15 protein-coding genes are annotated in these 16924 nt (G+C 64.0%); 6 read left to right on the top strand and 9 right to left on the bottom strand.

The genetic code is table 11. From position 1 onward, the window contains the following. Positions 1 to 132: 132 nt before the first annotated feature. On the bottom strand, positions 133 to 258 hold the full coding sequence (locus tag AC4GYS_RS06125; RefSeq protein ID WP_491108203.1) for a hypothetical protein: 126 nt from the start codon (positions 256 to 258) through the stop codon (positions 133 to 135). A gap of 298 nt (positions 259 to 556) precedes the next feature. On the opposite strand from AC4GYS_RS06125, the gene AC4GYS_RS06120 reads away from it, so the two are divergent. From AC4GYS_RS06120 to AC4GYS_RS06105, 4 genes are all read left to right on the top strand, one after another. Beyond that, complete coding sequence (locus AC4GYS_RS06120; RefSeq protein ID WP_491108202.1) at positions 557 to 1177, top strand: PEPxxWA-CTERM sorting domain-containing protein; 621 nt, start codon at positions 557 to 559, stop codon at positions 1175 to 1177. Between the two features lie 86 nt (positions 1178 to 1263). After that, positions 1264 to 1851: a L,D-transpeptidase family protein gene (locus AC4GYS_RS06115; protein WP_491108201.1), complete on the top strand. Its 588-nt coding sequence runs from the start codon at positions 1264 to 1266 to the stop codon at positions 1849 to 1851. 87 nt (positions 1852 to 1938) lie between these two features. Continuing rightward, positions 1939 to 2766, top strand: a complete 828-nt coding sequence (gene xrt / locus AC4GYS_RS06110) for an exosortase (RefSeq protein ID WP_491108200.1) — start codon at positions 1939 to 1941, stop codon at positions 2764 to 2766. Continuing rightward, on the top strand, positions 2763 to 3452 hold the full coding sequence (locus AC4GYS_RS06105) for an exosortase C-terminal domain/associated protein EpsI (protein ID WP_491108199.1): 690 nt from the start codon (positions 2763 to 2765) through the stop codon (positions 3450 to 3452). The genes xrt and AC4GYS_RS06105 overlap by 4 nt, the downstream gene beginning before the upstream one ends. On the opposite strand, the gene AC4GYS_RS06100 is transcribed toward AC4GYS_RS06105, so the two are convergent. Then, a complete protein-coding gene (locus AC4GYS_RS06100) occupies positions 3446 to 3700 on the bottom strand; it encodes an XrtV sorting system accessory protein (RefSeq protein WP_491108198.1) in 255 nt (84 codons plus the stop codon). The genes AC4GYS_RS06105 and AC4GYS_RS06100 overlap by 7 nt on opposite strands. A 128-nt stretch (positions 3701 to 3828) precedes the next feature. Here AC4GYS_RS06100 and AC4GYS_RS06095 point away from each other — a divergent pair, with 128 nt between their 5' ends. Together AC4GYS_RS06095 and AC4GYS_RS06090 are read left to right on the top strand one after the other, a co-directional pair. Further along, positions 3829 to 4563, top strand: coding sequence for a hypothetical protein (locus AC4GYS_RS06095; RefSeq protein ID WP_491108197.1), 735 nt, complete (start codon positions 3829 to 3831; stop codon positions 4561 to 4563). A 186-nt stretch (positions 4564 to 4749) separates the two neighbouring features. Further along, the gene (locus tag AC4GYS_RS06090; RefSeq protein ID WP_491108196.1) at positions 4750 to 6168 is read left to right on the top strand and encodes a sugar transferase; all 1419 of its coding nucleotides are present in this window, start codon (positions 4750 to 4752) and stop codon (positions 6166 to 6168) included. Between the two features lie 31 nt (positions 6169 to 6199). Here the strand turns inward: AC4GYS_RS06090 and AC4GYS_RS06085 are convergent, their stop codons facing one another. From AC4GYS_RS06085 to AC4GYS_RS06055, 7 genes are all read right to left on the bottom strand, one after another. Then, positions 6200 to 7300, bottom strand: a complete 1101-nt coding sequence (locus AC4GYS_RS06085; protein WP_491108195.1) for a glycosyltransferase family 4 protein — start codon at positions 7298 to 7300, stop codon at positions 6200 to 6202. A gap of 5 nt (positions 7301 to 7305) precedes the next feature. Then, positions 7306 to 9183, bottom strand: a complete 1878-nt coding sequence (locus AC4GYS_RS06080; protein WP_491108194.1) for an ABC transporter ATP-binding protein — start codon at positions 9181 to 9183, stop codon at positions 7306 to 7308. Continuing rightward, complete coding sequence (locus tag AC4GYS_RS06075) at positions 9180 to 10520, bottom strand: O-antigen ligase family protein (protein ID WP_491108193.1); 1341 nt, start codon at positions 10518 to 10520, stop codon at positions 9180 to 9182. Before AC4GYS_RS06075 ends, AC4GYS_RS06080 begins: the two co-directional genes overlap by 4 nt. Beyond that, positions 10517 to 11752 (bottom strand): glycosyltransferase, encoded by a 1236-nt coding sequence (locus tag AC4GYS_RS06070; RefSeq protein WP_491108192.1) that lies wholly within the window; start codon positions 11750 to 11752, stop codon positions 10517 to 10519. The genes AC4GYS_RS06075 and AC4GYS_RS06070 overlap by 4 nt, the downstream gene beginning before the upstream one ends. Positions 11753 to 11756: 4 nt before the next feature. Continuing rightward, positions 11757 to 13883 carry a GumC family protein gene (locus tag AC4GYS_RS06065; protein ID WP_491108191.1) on the bottom strand — a complete coding sequence of 709 codons (2127 nt, stop codon included), beginning with the start codon at positions 13881 to 13883 and terminating at the stop codon, positions 11757 to 11759. A 69-nt stretch (positions 13884 to 13952) separates the two neighbouring features. Next, entirely contained in the window at positions 13953 to 14774 is an 822-nt protein-coding gene (locus AC4GYS_RS06060) for a hypothetical protein (protein ID WP_491108190.1), read from the bottom strand. Further along, positions 14771 to 16924 (bottom strand): GumC family protein, encoded by a 2154-nt coding sequence (locus AC4GYS_RS06055; protein ID WP_491108189.1) that lies wholly within the window; start codon positions 16922 to 16924, stop codon positions 14771 to 14773. The genes AC4GYS_RS06060 and AC4GYS_RS06055 overlap by 4 nt, the downstream gene beginning before the upstream one ends.

Raw genomic sequence — 16924 nt, 5'->3', positions numbered from 1 at the left:
CACGCCGACGCTATTTGCGCCAGCGTGAAGGTCAACGATGCCGCGCCCCCATTGTGCGCCTCCTAGAGGAGCGCGACCGCCCTGCCAAGAAGAAGACGGCAACGGGTTGGTCGACGAGCGGCAAACCACAATTTAGAGGATCGAGCGCAGCAGCAGTCCGATCTCAAGCCATAAGATGGTGGTCAGTCCGACGATCGCCAGAAGTCGGAACAAGGGTGGCAGCTTACGCTCGGCATTGTGTCCGGCGGACAGGGTCATCGCCCCGGCGCGTGTCGCGTGCGCAGGCCGCAGCCCGTGTCGCAACGGTCGCCACCGCCTGGAAGCCGCCGCCATCGCACCCTGCCATATGGCCGGCGCAACTTGGTCCCGTTCTGTCCAACGGGCCGGTGCATTAACCAATAACCCCTCCCCCGACTGTGCTGGAATGACGCAGTTTCAACGGAGGATCAAGCGCTTGCTCGCACTTGAATATCGACTCGGTGGAACAGATCGGTTAACAAGTCATTTAAGACTTTGAGTTGAGTCGCTTAATGCTTGCGCAACAGAGGGGAATTTTATGATCGGTTCGGCCTCCAAAAGGACGGTAGCGATCTTGGCGGCGGCGTCCTTGCTGAGCGCAGGCGGTGCAGCGGTCTGGTTTTCCGATCTCGCGCCGGTCGATGCATCGGCCAAGTCGCCCAGCCTGTTGAGCATGTTGCGCGACCGTTCGCCCGGCGATCGCGCCAAGGGCGCGGCGTCCAGCAAGAAGGCCCCGGTCAGTGCCGTATTGGCGGAACGCACCCCGGCAGCCAAGATGCGGCCGGCCGTGGCCCCAGTCGCGCTTGCTTCCCCCGCTGCGGTGACGCCCGCTGTTGCCGGCGCTGCCGTCCCTGTTCCGCTTGCGGCGGCCCCGCTGGCGGCTGCCGCGCCTGCGCTGCTTCCGGCGGCCGCGACTGGCAGCTCCTTGTTTGTCCCGCCGCTGTTCCTCCCGGGCGGCGGCGGCGGATCTTCGCTCATCATCCGGACCGTGACCCCTCCAGGTGGCGGACCTCCGCCCGTTCCCGGCGTTCCCGAACCGCAAAGCTGGGCGATGATGATCCTGGGCTTCGGCTTCATCGGGGCGCTGCTCCGGCGTCGGCGCCGGCTTGCTGGCGGTAGTCTTGCCCCGACCCTGGCGACTGCTGCCTCCGGTCGGTGATCTTCTCCGGCGGAGCGGTTATGCTCCGGAGGTCCAGCAAGCTTTCCGGCCTTTGGTTTCGTGGTTGCGCCTCGATTGTCGCAACCTTGGCGATTCCCCTGCTGGTCGGGGCTTGTCAGGATTCAACCCAATCTTCGCCATCCCTGCCGGTCGAGAACGCCGCGCTGACCGGCGTCCGCACGCAATTCGCCGAGCCACAAACCCTCCAGCTGCCGGAGTTTGGCCGCGAAGGCCGACCGATCCAGAGCCTCCTCAATGTCCCCCGGCGGATGAGCTTCGGCGAATATGCCTGGGAGGCCCAGGGCGTCCCGCCGGGGCGGATCTGGATGGTCGTCGATCTGGAAGCGCAGACAATGTCCGTGTTCCAAGGCAATAACGAGATTGCGACGACCGTGCTGTTGTTCGGAATGGACAAGAAGCCGACGCCGACGGGACGCTTCCGGATCAAGTTCAAGGATGCGGACTATTGGTCGCGCACCTATGATGCGCCCATGCCATATGCGCTGATGCTGACCGACGATGGTGTCGCGATCCACGCCAGCGAAGTCGAGTCCGGCTCCGCCACTCATGGATGTATCGGCGTGCCGGTCGATTTCGCGCGGCGCCTGTTCGCCGTGGCGAAAACCGGCGATGAAGTGGTCATCTCCCGAAGCCTTCGATCGACGACGGCGTAAAAGCTGACGATGGCCTCGGCACCGCTGTCCCTGTCACTCGCTCAAGACGCTGAGCCGAGAAACTGGCCCGCGAGGCCGGCGGTGCCGATGCTGCTGCTCTTGGCGGGAATCGCCGCGCTGGCCGTTCCGACGCTGGTCACACTTGCCCGCGAATATTGGAGCACGGAGAACGGCGTTCACGGCCCGCTCTTGCTGGTCTCGGGGCTGTGGCTGCTGCTTCGTTCCCATGACAGCTTGACCATCCGGTCCTCACGGCCGCCGGTTGGCTGGCTCCTGCTCACCCTGGCGCCGCTATTACTGCTCTATGTTTACGGACGCGCCATGGGCGTGCTTACCGTCGAAAGCGGCGCGTTGTACCTCCTCCTTTTGGTGCTTGCGCAGCATTACTGGGGCTGGGCGACCTTGCGACAGCACTGGTTTCCGCTGCTATATCTGGCCTTCCTGATCCGCCCCCCCTCAGGCGTCGTTGCGGAATTGACGCAGCCTATCAAGCTATGGATTTCTGAAGTCTCCACCGATCTTCTTTATTGGCTGGGCTATCCGATCGCGCACTCGGGCGTGAGAATTCAGATCGCGCAATATGAACTCCTCGTGCAGCAGGCCTGCGCGGGGTTGGGGTCGATTTTCAGCCTTGCGGCGATCGGTCTTTTATATCTTCACCTGGTGTCCCCGGCGCGCGGTTCGGCAAGGGTGTTCCTGATGCTTTGCATCATCCCGCTGGCGGTTCTCGCCAACCTGTTGCGGGTCATCCTGTTGATCCTGGCGACGACCCATCTCGGGGAATCCTTCGCCCAGGGCGTGCCGCATGAGCTGGCCGGGATCCTGACTTTCGGCCTGTCGTTGCTAGGTCTCTTCCTGCTGGATCAGGCCGTCGGTGCGGTCATGCGCAGGCGCTCCGGGGTCCCCGCGCAATGAACGCGGTAGCGACTCCGCTTTCCACCCGGCGGGAGCTGTTGGTCGGCGGCGTTCTTGCCTGCACAGCCGTGGCCGCCGGCACATTACGTTACCGCGCCGACACTGGTTCGACCCGGAGTCAGGGGCAACTGGATCGACTCGTTCCCGGTCGCCTAGGGGCCTGGGAGCAGGCCCCATTCGCAAACCTTCTCATCCCCGTCGGCGAAGGGGCTGAGGAACGTAGCTACGACGACTTGGTGACCCGATTTTATCAGCACCCAGACGGTACCGGCATCATGCTCTTGATCGCCTATTCGGCCTCTCAAGCCGGCGAAACGGCACTGCATCGTCCGGAGGTATGCTACCCTGCGGCGGGTTTCGACCTGTCGCGGGCACCGGACACCCGCGTCGCCTTTCCTCCGCTGCAGATCCCCGCAGCGACCATGACGGCGATGGCCCCGGGCCGAGTGGAGCAATTGCTATACTGGAGCAGGGTCGGTCACACCTTTCCGACGACCTCCCTCGAACAGCGCATCGCAGTGCTGAGGCAAAGTTTGTCCGGGCGCCTTCCCGATGGCGCGCTGGTCCGCATGTCGATGATCAGCGACGACCGGGCCACCGCTCTTGCCCGTCTGAAGGGGTTCGCTGGCGCCCTTCTGACGGCTGGCGGAATAGACCTGCAACGCTTGTTGATCGGCCGTCAATGACGGGTGCCGCGTCGTCCCACTCCGAGGATGAACCAAGCCGTATAGGCCAGCACCAGGCCGATGGTCAGCGTTGCCGGAAGGTGCATGCCCTCGTTGCCCATCCAATTGGCGAATGCACAACCGACCGCGGCGAGCAGGTAATGCCACAAGCTCGCGTCCTCATTGTCGGCCGCGATCGATTGCTGCAGGAACCGGGTGACCAACCCGGCGAAGATGAACATCGTTATCCAGTCGTAAGCTGTTTCCATTGCTGAACAACCCTATGTCACTTGCACGGGCTTCGTCCAATCGGCCAAGGTTTTGGACTGGATCGGTCGCGGCGCTGGTCTTGGCGGCCTTGGTCGCCGCCTGTCGGAACGATGCCCCCAAGGGCCAAGTGATCGCCGACGTGAACGGTGAAGAGGTCACGATCGCCGAGTTGAACGAGGAGGCACGGGCTCGCGGACTTTCGATCGGCGCCGACCCGTCCCTTCAGCAGGCTCTCTTGCAGGATCTCGTCGATCGCAAGCTACTGGTCCAGGCGGCAAGACAGGAGAAGCTGGATCGTACGCCCGAATATCTTTTGGCCAGCCGGCGGGCGAGCGAATTGGCGCTTGCCCAGCAATTAATCGCCAGGCGAACGGGCGAGGTGGGCCGACTGACAAGCGAGCAGCTTCGCGGGCTGGTCGACGACAATCCCCACATCTTCGGGGCGCGTGCCATGCTCGCGGTCCAGCAGGTGACTTTCAATGTGCCTCAAGAGACCGATCCGCGGTTCCTGTCGGACGTAGACTCCCTTGCTTCGCTCAAGGCGGACCTCGCGAGTCGCAACATCCCCTTTTCCGAGTCGCGGGAAAATTGGGACTCGGCCGCCCTCGATAAGCGATCGGCGACCCGGCTTTTATCGGCAGAAGCGGGCGACGGGGTTCTGCTCTTGCAAACGCCCGGAAAAACAACCGCAGTGCAGCTGTTGGCCAAGAGCCCGCAGCCCGTGGAGCCCCAGCGACTCGAGCCTACAGCGCTGGAATTAATACGAAATCAGCGCGCCCAGCAGGCTGCGGAACAATCCATCGCCGCAGCTCGGAAGGCAGGGAAGATTAGCTTCCAGCGAGGATATGAGCCCGAACGCTGACTTAGAATCGTCCCGCGATTGGCCACAAATAACAGCAACGAACGTTAGGAACTTGCCAACTGTCAGCACGTTGTCATATTACTTAACGGAAATTTAAGACCGCTAGCCGATCGTTGCTGGTGGCCCCGGGCAAGGGCAGTAAAAGTGAGCGGGAGCGCATTGAACCAATCCGAGCGCGCAAGGCGCGTGACTGCTCCCGCGGCGCCGGCAGTCGCGATCCCGAATCCCGTCGTTCATCCCGTATCGCAGGTTGCGCTGAATCCGATCTTTCCGGCCAATAGCCGGCGGCAGCGGGTCGCGGCCTACCGTCTGCTGCTTGTCACCGATTTGCTATGCATCTTCCTCGGCTTTGCAGCCGGAACGCTGGTGCGATTCGGCGATTTCGGCGACTCGACCTGGCTTAGGATCGGGATGGCCGTCGCTCCGCTGTTCCTCATCAGCGCCATGCACAATCGCGCTTACAGCCTGGAAACGCTGCAGTCGGTATCGCTCGGCGTGTATCGCGCGATCCTCGCATTCGCCAGCGCCCTCGCCGTCCTCTTTGTCATCTCCTATTTCCTCAAAGCCGAGCAGGATGTTTCGCGCCTTTCCGTCGGCGCCGGCATGGTCGTCGCCCTGCTCGCCCTGGCGGTGTCGCGCAACATCGCCGGAGCGCACCTGAAGCGTTCGTTCAACGGTGCCCTCACCTCCACGGTTGTGATCACCGACGACGAGAACCCTGACCCGATTCCTGGCGCACGCGTACTCAACGTAGGCGAACTCGGCATCCGGCCGGAGCCTCGGAATCCGGCGATGATCCAGCGCCTTGTTCGCCTGCTCGACGGGGCCGACCGGGTCGTGATCTTCTGCTCACGCGACATCTGCGCTGCCTGGGCGGCGATGCTCAAGGGCGCAAACGTCCGCGGCGAGATCGTCGCCGACGAGGTATCCGCGGTTGGCCCGGTCGCAATCGGTCGTCTGGGCAGTCACACCACCTTGATCGTGTCCAGCCGCCCGCTTTCAGCCCAGCAGCAATTCGTGAAGCGGGGATTTGATTTGATCCTGACCGTGCCGGCGCTGATCTTCCTTGCACCACTGATGTTGGTGGTGGCGATGGCGATCAAGCTCGACAGTCGGGGTCCGGTCCTGTTCAAGCAGCAGCGCGTCGGTTTCGGCAATCGGCTGTTCAACGTGTACAAGTTCCGCAGCATGGCCGCCGCCGCGTCCGACGACCTCGGCACGACCTCGACCGCGCGCGACGATGCGCGGGTGACGCGGCTGGGTCGGTTCATCCGCTCCACCAGCATTGATGAGCTGCCGCAGCTTTTCAACGTATTGAATGGGACCATGAGCCTGGTCGGACCGCGGCCTCACGCCATGGGCTCGTTTGCCGGATCGCGCCTGTTCTGGGACGTGGACGATCGCTACGCCCACCGGCACATGCTGCGTCCGGGAATCACCGGCCTGGCCCAGATCCGGGGCCTGCGCGGGACGGCCCATCACGAGGAAGACCTCAGCCGCCGCCTTCAGTCGGACCTTGAATACATGGCCGACTGGTCGATCGGGCGGGACATGATGATCATCGTCAAGACCTTCAGCGTCCTCGCCCACCCCAACGCTTATTGATCAGCCCGAAGCGGCGTGGCCGCTGACGCGGTCAGGCGGCTGCCCGGCGGTAAACGGCGAGCGTCTGTTCGGCGATGCGGTCCCAATCGAATCCCTTTCGCATCCCCTCGACATCGTATCTGAAACGTTCGGCAGGCATACCAAGGCACGTTGCCAACGCGTCGACGTCGCCCACCGAAAAGTAATTGTCAGGCCCAAGCCCCACATCGAGATTCGGCTGAATGTCGCTAAGCAGCAGCGGGGTGCCGCATGAAGCTGCCTCAAGCGCCGAGATTGGCAGGCCTTCATGGAAAGACGGAAGCACGAAAAGATCGGCTTGTTCGTAGAGGCGGCGCAAGATCGCCCGTGGCTGGGAGCCAAGGAAGCGGACCCGGTCGTTCGCCCGATCGAGCAGCTTCCGTGACCAGGCCGAATCGTGGATGTCGGAACCGGCAATCACGAGCGTACGCGTGTCCCCACTGCGTTCGAAGGCTTCCACCAATTGATCGAAGCCCTTCTCCGGGACGAGACGGCCGACGGCAAGAACATAACGGTGGGGGCGGAGGCCGAAACGTTCCATAACTTCGGTCGCGGGTACGTCGTCCGGGAGGGTCGGAGCGCCATTGGGAATATAGTGGATCGTGTCGGCCTGCCGCGGATATCGCGCCTGTAGATCCCGCGCGAGGCTCGGCGCGACGGCAATCACCTGATGGGCCCAGCCGACCCCCAAACGCTCGCCGAGGCGCAGCATGGTCTTGGCGAATCTGCCCCACTTGGCACGGTCGTAGTCGGCGCCGTGATGGGTCATCACGACCCGCAATCCCAGCAATCGGGCCAGCGGCGTGAGCAGGGCGGGGCCGATCGCATGGATATGGACGACGCGGCCATGGCGGGCTGCGTGCAAAATCGCGAAAAAGGTGGCGACGATCGCTTCGCTGCTGGCCTGGCTGGGCGCCGGAAAGCCGCGAACGGCAACCCCCCGATATTCGCTGCGGCCGGCCGGAACGAAGCCGTTGCGACCCAGCACCTCCAACGACAGGTCCGGCGCCAAGTCCGCAACCCGCGGCAGAAGCTCTTCACAATGCGTCTCCACGCCGCCCATCACGCCCGGAATGCCGCGCAGCCCGGTCACGAAGAGGGGGGTCAGCGGCACTGATCTTAGCGTTCGGCGGCGAGCAATGGCTCCACCGCGCGGATCACCTGGGCGTAACTGCCCTGCTCCGTGATGCGGCCCTGCTTCATACGATAGACGATATCGCAGCCACGTAGCGTCGTGACACGGTGGGCGATCATCAACACGGTGTAGTCGCGTCCCAGGCGATGCAGCGACCGCATGATCCCGGCTTCGGTTTCATCGTCGAGCGCGCTTGTCGCCTCGTCGAGCACCAGGACCGATGCCTGCTTGTACAACGCCCGGGCGATGCCCAGCCGCTGTCGCTGTCCGCCCGACAGACGCACGCCACGCTCACCGATTTGCGTGTCGAGTCCCTGAGGAAGGCCTTCGATCAGTTCCTTCAACTCGGCCTGCTCGCACGCCCGCCACACTCTTGCATCGTCCACGTCCTTAAGTGGAACACCGAATGCGATGTTCTCGCGGATGGATGTGTCGGCGAGAAAGATTGCCTGCGAGACATGGGCGATCTGCTTTTGCCAGCCGCGCACATTGCGTTCGTCCAGCGGTTGGCCGTCGATCAGGATGCGACCCGATGTCGGCGACAGGAGGCCCATGACGATGTCCATCAGCGTGCTTTTGCCACTGCCGCTTTTCCCCACGATTCCGACCCAAGAACCGCGCGGAATGGTGAGGCTGACATCGCGGACAACGAACGGGCCGTCGGCACCATAACGATAGGAAATGTCTTCCAACGTCAGGCTTGAATTGAGCGGAAGGGGCGCGATCTTACCTGCGAAACGGGGCGGGATCGGCCGCTGCAGCAATTCAACGATGCTGATGAACATGGCCTGGTTGCCAAGAATGTTGGCCCAGGCGTTGTACATCTGCTGCAGCAGCGGCAGCAGCCGTTGCGCACCAAGCGCCAGAACGGCGAGGATCGGCAGCGACCCCGCAAGCGTTCCGTTGACCGAATTGAGCACCACGGCGATGCCCACGATGAACACCATGCCCAAGGCTTCGACGATGAACCGTGGTGTCACCGCGATCAGCGCGTTGGCCGCCTCTGCCTTGCGCAGTCCGTTATCCAGCCGCGCAAACTTGCGCTTGTAGACCTTCTGCGAATTGTCGATCAGCACGTCGCGGATGCCGCCGAGGCCTTCCTGCACCGCCTGGATCCGCTCTCGCCGCATGACGCCGATCGAATCGGCATTCCGCCGCAGACGGGCCCGAGTGATGACTGACACCACCAGATAGATACTACCAAACCCGAAAAGGGCAGCCAGTGCGACGGTCGGGTTCAGCAGCAGCAGACCGCCCAGGATGAAGATCGACAAGGTTGCAGCGGACAGGCCCTGCATAAAGGGCAACAGCATGCCCGACAGCAGGCGCTGGACGTTGTTGACGGCCGAGATGATCTTGCTGCTGTTGAGCTGTGCATGGAATGGATAGGGCTGGTGCAGCATCCGGTCGTAGAGCCCGACGCCTAGATCGTAGGTCAGGCGGAAGGCAAAGCCCTGCGTCGACCAGGCGAGTACGATCCGGATCACCGCGGCGACCAGTGCGACCAGGCAGAACAGACCGGCCAAGATCGGCAGGGTCAACGCTGCCGGATCGATCCCCAGCCGTGCAATCTCGAGTCCTGCTCGGGAGTTTTGCAGGCTGGCTGGGTCGGCCATGAACGACAGCAACGGGAACACCGCCGCAAGAGTGAAAACCTCAGCCAAGCCTCCGAGCAGCATCAGCGCTAGTAGGCCGAGCGCCTGGAAGCGGCGCCGCTTGGGCAGGAAATCGATCACAAGCCACCGCGCAGCAGACTTCAGACCCGCCTCGGTGAGCGGCGCACCTTCACCCGCTTCCCGGCGCACCGCCTCGAGGATCTCGGCTTCGCTGTCGATCACAGATTTCAAAGGTCGCTGTCTCATACTTTGACCGGATGGAGCGCCGGCCGCTCGTTGAAGCGGACGAGCCCGAACTTCCGTTCCGTTTGGAAGAACAGGGTATAGCCCCACAACAGCCCGAACACGATGTTCCCCTCGATCAACCACAACGGCATTGTCGCCAAATTCAAAACCAGGAAGCTCAAGTGCGCGGCGACAAGCTTCCAGCGGTGCGCCCTGGCGCGCAATGCGGCGAACAGACCGACGGCGAATAGCGCAATGAGCGTCAACAGGCCGACGATGCCATATTCGTAGAGATAGCTTACGAAACTGTTGTGGGCGTAGGTGAGGAAGGTCCCCTGCCAGCTTTCCGGTCCATGGCCGACGAGTTTCTGCAGTTCTCCCCCCTGCTTCCACCCGTCGATATATTCGCTCCAGATTTGCGTCCGACCGGACAGCAGCTGGCGGTCATCCCGGGTAATGTCTGCTGGATCCTTGATGATGCCGGCGCCGCTTTCCACCACTGTGCGCAGATCCTGAAAACGTTCGAAGCTGATGAGCGCGACGCTGGCGCCCGCGACGAGCAGCAGCCCGATCAGCGCGCTGATGGTGCCACGCAGGCGTGGCGCCACGGGACGCGAGGCGGCGTAGAGGAGGAAATAGAGCAGCAGCGGAAATGTCGCCAGGATCGCGGTCCGGTAATTGGCGAGCAGGATGCTCGCGATCCCCGTCGCAAACAAAATCAGTTTGACTAGCGCGGGCAGCGTTCGATCGAGTGCGACCGCGACCAGGAGGGCAACCACTCCGATCGAGAAGGCCGCTTCATGGTAATAGCCGCCAATGTAGGAGGCGCCGCCCGAACCCTCGGTGGACTTGGGCACATCGAACAGGAACGACAACGCCTGCAGCAAGAGCAGCGGTGCAAAGCTAAGGATCAGGGCACCGATGAAACGACGTTCCTCCCCGCCCTCGAGCGCTCGCATGGCATGCAGCGCGATCATTAGGAACAGTCCGTATTTGGTTATCGGTTCGAATGCCGCCATCAGCGCGCCGTTGGCCAGAGCACTGAGAAAAATCGCGCCGACCACGGCATAAAGCACCGGCGGGGTACGCCGCAGCAAAAGGGCTTTCGGTAAAAGCACCGCGCCAAGCAGGAACAGGCTCGCCGAACCGAGCGCGGTCAGCGACAAAGACCCGGCAACCTGCTGGAACGTCACTTCGTGGAAGGACGACAGCATGAAGCGCAGCCAGCAGGCAAATACCACGTAACGCGCGCTGGTGGACGGCGCGATGCGCAGCGCCACGAACAGTGTCAGCATGAGCAACCCGCTCGCGGGCAGCTGCGCCGACATCGGCAATCCGGGTGCTTCGAAGGCGTTCACGGACGACCTCCCGACCTGGCATCAAGAGTCTGCGACACAATCAGCCAGTAGCTCTGAACCTGCCGCGCGACGGAAAAGTCCGTCACGCGCTGGCGGCCTGATTGGCGTAGCCTTTCGTAAAGGAGTGGCTCGTCGAGCATTCGCAATGCCGTCGCCATCGCCTCGACGTCGTCCACCGCCACCAGCAAACCGCCTTCGCCGACCTCGACCATGCCGGCAGTCGGGGCACTGGTGACCTGCAGGATTTCCGCCGGGCTGAAGCGGCAATCGCTTGCGACCACCGGGACTCCCAACGCCATGGCTTCGAGCAGCGAATTGCAAAAGCCCTCGTGGCGGGAAGACAATAAAAAAGCTTTGCTCCGGGCGAGCACCGCGAAGGGGTTCACGACGTAGCCGGGCAGGACAAGACGATCGCCTAGTCCCAGCCTGTTGCCAAGAGCGCGAAGTCCCGCCCGTTCCGAGCCCTCGCCCAGGATCAACAGCCGCCCAGGCCGGCCACTGCGGGCGAAGGCCAGAATCGCCGTCGGCAGATTTTTCTGGGGCTCGAGGCGCGCCATCATCACGATGTCGTCGTCGGTTACCGGAACGGCCGGCGCCTTGCGACCCTCCGTTCTGACGGCTTCGAGATCGACCGGATTATTAACGACATCGATCCGGCTCGGATCAATTCCATACTCGACACGAAGGGCGTCGCGGATGCCCGCCGATACGGCGATGATTCGGTCGGCGCGACGATAGCCAAGTCGCACGACGCTTCGCGCCAGCCAGGGGAAGCGGCCATGGCCAAGCTGCGCGGTCGTGTCGTTCCGCTCACTGATGACTACCGGGCAACCTACCGCCCGCCCCGCTACGGATGCCGCGACGTTTGCTCGGGTCAGGAAGCTTATGATCATGTCGGGCTGCAGTTCACGCGCGAGCCCCGCCAATTGCGTGGTGCTGCGGACGAGCGAGCCGCGACCGTCGAGCCTGTGCAGCACAATCTCGGCCGGCAACTGGTAGGCTGATGGCTCGCGATCAATCAGGGCGACGTGGACATCATAGGCCTGCAACTGCCGAGGCGAACTTCGCAGGACGGTCGTGAAGACTCGTTCCGCCCCGCCGCCCGCCAGCGAGTTGATGACGAACAGCAGGCGAGGCCGTTTCGCGGACGCGACGACCTCGTCGTTCGCAAGGGACGACTCTGGTCCGGCAGGCTGGGGCCGGCCGGCGGACGTTTCCGCAAGCTTCAGCAATTCGCTAGGCCGCCTTCGTTCCGTAGCTTTGATAGTAATAAACGTCGTCGCCAAGGCTACCCATGGAGCTCCAGCTCAAGGAGACCCGCGTCAGGACCGAACCGACAATCTTGGCTTCGGCCCGGTTGAGAAGCTTGATCGCCTTCCTCGCCACCTCGACCGGCGTGCGGCGCCAGCGGACCAGCAGGATCACCCCATCCGCCATCGCCGAAAGCGCCCGGCTCTCGGCGACGGGCAGGACCGGCGGCGTTTCGAGGATGACGAGATCATACTGGTCGCGCACCTGGCGAAGCAGGGCCTGCATTCCCGGCGATGTCAGGACGTCGACTGCGGGCTGCGGGGAGACGCTGGCAGCCAGCACCTCGACCCCGGTGACGTGATCGCGGACGATTGCGTCCGCCAGACGTGCCCGGCCCTCCAGTACCTCGTAAACCCCGGCGGTCGCGCCAGGCGCAAGATAGTCGGTGCAGCTGTGATGCCGAAGGTCGGCGTCAATGATGAGCACCCGGCTGCCGGCCATGGCGCAGGATCGCGCCAGGCAGATTGACGTCGCAGTCTTGCCCTCGTCGGGAACGGCCGACGTGATGGCCAGCACCTTGCCCGCCTGCTTGTCCTGACCGAGCCTCAGGCTGGTGCGGATCGTGCGCAGCGATTCGGCGAACAGTCCGGTCGGATGCTCGACCAGATGATCGGCAATCGATCCGGGCGTGGGATCCTTCAGCGGCGCGTCCTTGACGGTCTCGACGTCGGGGATCGCGGCCAGCAAGGGAAGGCCAAGTTCCTTCTCAGCCTGCGCCTGATTCAGCAATCCACCTTCGAAATTCTCCAGCGTGCTGACAACCAACCCGCCCGCGAGCAGCGCCATCAGCACGCCGCCGAGCAGGTAAGCAGTCGAATTCGGCGATGACGGGGTGGCCGGAGGCGCCGCATAGGCAACCACATAGGCCTTGCTGCGCTCCGTGCCCTGAGCGGCCAGCTTCTGGCGATACTGATCGAGCAACGAGGCATAAAGCGTGCGCGCCGCCTCGGCGTTGCGCTGCAGTTCCCCCAGCTGAACGGACGCGCTGTTGGCCCGCATGAGGTCGCCTTGTTGACGGTTGACGGAGCTGCGCAAGGAAGCAGCGCGATTTGAGGCGACGCCCGCTTCGGCCGCGACGCCCTGCTGCACCCGCGACTGCTCCGCCGCCAGCGCCTGATTGATCGACGCGAGTTGCTCGTTCACCGCAACCAGCGCCGGATAGCCGTCTGCATAACGCTCGCGCAGCTCGGCCTGACGCGCCGACAGCTTCGCCTGCTCTTCGCGCAATGAATTGATGGCCGGGGAAGACGTGACGTTGGCGAGCGACGCCCGGCTGCCGGCCTTTGCCCGAGCCGCCGCGGCTTCGGCCTGCGCCTGCGCCAGCTGCGCGTTCAGGTCCTGCATCGTCTGGTTGGCAGCGTCGCTGTTGGCGGCGAGATCGATTAAGCCCGTGCGCCCGCGATAGGCCGCCACCGCCCGTTCCGTCCGCAGCAGGTCGCCGCGCACCAGGCCGATCCGGTCGCGCAGCATGCCGATCTCCTGCGATAGCCGTTCGGCTTCGCTGGACCGCTGACCGCCGGTGTAGGCGTTGATCGCTGCGTTCACCACACGAGCGGCGAGGATCGGGTCGTTTGCATCATATTTAACGGCGATGGCGTAAGATTCGCCTGCTCGGCTAGCCTCAAGCCCGCCCTGCACCGCACGAATGGCGCTATCCCGCGATCCCGGCACCTCCGGCGCGGCGCCCTGCGGCTTGCCGAAGCCAGGCATGTTGGTGAGGTTAAGCCCGTCCACCACCGCTGCCGCCACGGCAGGCGAGCGGATCACCTGCACTTCGGTGTCGACCGAAGAGGAGTCGGTGGTGAGCGGCTTCTGATCGTTGCGGGTGGTAGCAACCAATTCATCCAGCCGGCGGTCCAGCGCGACGGTCCCGATCGCTTCATAGCTGCGCGGGGTCAGGACATAAGCCATCGCCACCAAGAACAGTACGCCACTGACGGTCAGCATCAGCGGAATGGCGCGGCGGCGCAGCATCTGGATGATGTTGCGAGGGTTGAGCAGCCCGTTTTCGCCTTCCGCTTCCTGCTCGCGAACAAGGGTGAACTGGGTCATGCAAACGCTCCTTGGCCCTGGCGACAGGCGGGTAACTGGAAGGCTGAAAGATTCGGAAAGGTCATATCGTCAGGTCCGACAGCCCGCGCCCAGGCTGATGCGCGAGCCGCTTCTGTCGCCAGCGATTAGCGGCGTCCCGGGGGGCAGGCGCAGGTCGCAGCGATCGATGACGATGGTAGCCGGCCCATCGATCCGGATCAGCGGCGCTCGTCCGCGAGATGTTGCAACGAAGCGCGCGATTCGCACCTCGGCTCCGCGGGCCAGCCATACGTGCGCATTGCGTGGGTCGGCACTGGTCAAAGTGCCGGCCCGCACGGTGCGCCAGAAGCGATAGTTGCGTCCGTTGCGCTCGGCCGTCAGCCCGTCGAGCGACGTTCGACTGCTTTTAAGATCGAAGCCACCATCGCTGTTATCGGAAGCCCGCACCCGATTGATGGTCAGCCCGTCGACGGGCCGTTCCGAAGCGACGCCATCGCCGTTGGTGTATTTCCCGATCTGCTCAACCATGCGGAAGCCTGTGGCGGTCCCGTTCTCGATCAGAATGTCGCGACCCGTCTGCACGGCGATACCGATCGGCAGGTTGCGGCCCGCTTGCGGCTGTGCGCGCATCGCCAGGCGGAAGTCGCGGATTTGCACGCCAGCTGCGTCTCCGCGAATCCTAATTCCGTCGCGCTGCAATTCGGTCGCGGTGATTCCCCGAATGGTGAGGTTGCGCACCCGGACCTTGGGGTTGCTTTCGATGGCCCGAAAGGCGCCGCTGAGATTCAGCGGACCAATGACCCGATTCCGGACCTCGCCCTTGAGGTTGATCGCCGGGGCCTGCGGATTTGCCGCTGCCGTGACTCCAATCGCCACCAGCAGCAAGATGGTCGCGCGACAAGCCCCGGTCACCCTTGCGCTCCGAACGCGGGGATCAGCCGGGTCGGGCGATCGCCATAGTCATAGACGTAAAGGTTGGCGGACGCAGACCGGGACGGGTCGAACTTGGTCAGCAGCACGCCGGCAAAGCGGGCGCGGCCGTCGGCCAGTCGCCGCAACGCTCCACGCACCTCATTCATCCGCGTTCGCGCTGATTCGACCACGAAGATGGTGCGGCCGGCCGCGGCGGCCATGCGCGGTGCATCGGCCAGGCCCAGCACAGGCGGCGCATCGATGATCACCACTTCATAGTCCCTCGCCAGCCGCTTCAGCAGCGCCTTGAACTCCTTGCCGCTCAGCAGCGAGGCGGGGCTGGCCGGCGCGGGTCCGGCCGGCATGATATCGAGGTCGGGCGTCGAGGTCCGCAGGATGGAGGCTTCCACCGTGGACATGTCCGCCAGCAGGGTCGACAGTCCCAATGGCGATGAGACGTCGACATAGTTGTGGAGCGAGGGCTTGCGCATGTCGCCGTCGACGATGATCGTGCGCCGCCCGCTCAGGGCGAAGTCGCGCGCCGTGCCCCAGGCAGCGGTCGATTTGCCCTCGCCGGGACCACTGCTGGTGAACAGCAACACGTGCGGCGTGTTGCGGGGTGCGGATGCCTCCAGCGAACCGCGCAGTGCGTAATGCGCTTCCGACAGCTGCGAACGGGGGTCGAGCAGGGCTTCGGCGGGACTGCGGGTCTTGGGCAATACACCCAGCACCTTCAGGTTCAGCTCGCGTGCCAGGCTATCTGGCGAATAAAGCGCGTCGTCGCGCAGCCAGCTCACCAGCAGGTAAAGCAAACCAAGCGCCAGCCCGATCAGCCCGCCAATGAGGCTCGCCAGGATCGGCTTGGGTGAAGTCGGCTCGGTGGGAGGAGTGGCAGGGTCGATGACCTGGCCGAAACCGGAGATCTGTCCCGATTGCACCGCGGCCTGATTGAGCTGGGCCAGCAGCGTATCGTGCAGCTGGCGCTTGCTGTCCGCTTCCCGCTTAAGCCGATTGTAGGCAAGGCCTTTGCCCTGGTCCGACAAGGTCTGGCTCTGCAGTCGGCTGACCGCGCCAGCCATGTCCTGTTCCTGCCGAAGGGCGACTTGATAACGCTCGCGGATGGAGCGCTTGACGTTGGTGCCGACCGCTTCGACCTGCCGATTGATCTCGGCGATCTGGGCCACGGCGCCCTGGACCTCCGGGTGGGTTTCAAGCCGGCGTTGACGCTGTTGTTCCAGGACCGCCTGTGCTTCCGCGGACTTCTGGGTCAGCTGCTGCACCGCCGGGTTGCCAAGCACTTCGGGCAGGCTCGACACGGGGGTGCGCTGCGCCTCCTGCCACCGCTGCTCGGCGGCGATACGCTCGGCCCTGGCGCGGGTGTAGGCCTCCGTCATCTGGCCAAGTTTTTCGCTATTGAGCGAATGCGGCGCCGACCCACCGGTCACCGAGGAAGTGCCTGCGCTGGGATCGATCAGTCCGGCCGCACGGGTGTAATCGACCAGCGCCCGCTCCGCGCTCGCCAATTCCGTTCGGGTCTGCGCCAGCCGCTCGCCCAGGAAGCGGCGTGTGCGGTCCGCGCTTTCCTGCTGCTGCTGAAGTTCCGATTGCTGGTAAACGTCGAGATATTGGTTCGCGAGAGTGGCGGAAACCGCCGGATCACGGCTGGCGAGGCCGAAGGTGACCACGGCCGAGTCTGCCGGAACATCGGCATCGACTGCACTGTGAAGCCGGTCGACCAGGGCATCCTTTCCGATCCCGGACCCGGTTGCAGTTAAGCCGAATGCACGGGCAACGGCCGGGTTTCGCGCAAGTCCGCCCGCATCGGCGACCTTTTCCGCCAGTGCGCGGCTTTCCAGCACCCGCACCTGACTTGCAGCTTGCGTCCGCGCGCCTTCGGCGTCCCCACTTCCGCCAAATTGAAGCGCAGCTTCCGCTCGATATACCGGCGGCGAAAGATAGGCGTATAGCGCACCAGCCGCGACGCCGAGCAGGGTCAATGCGAGGATGATCCAGCGGGCCCGATGGAGCGCCTCCCAAAAGCCGCTCCGCTTCTCGACCTCGTCACGGAATGGCGGAACAGGGGCAAAACCAGCGTCGGGAGAAATCTCCCGCCCACCGTTCACCGGAACAAGGTTTCCCCCGACGTTCAC

This window comes from Sphingomonas sp. SP1 (assembly GCF_058313395.1).
Note: the sequence above shows the minus strand (reverse complement) of the source record. Positions and strands in the feature narration are given on the sequence as shown.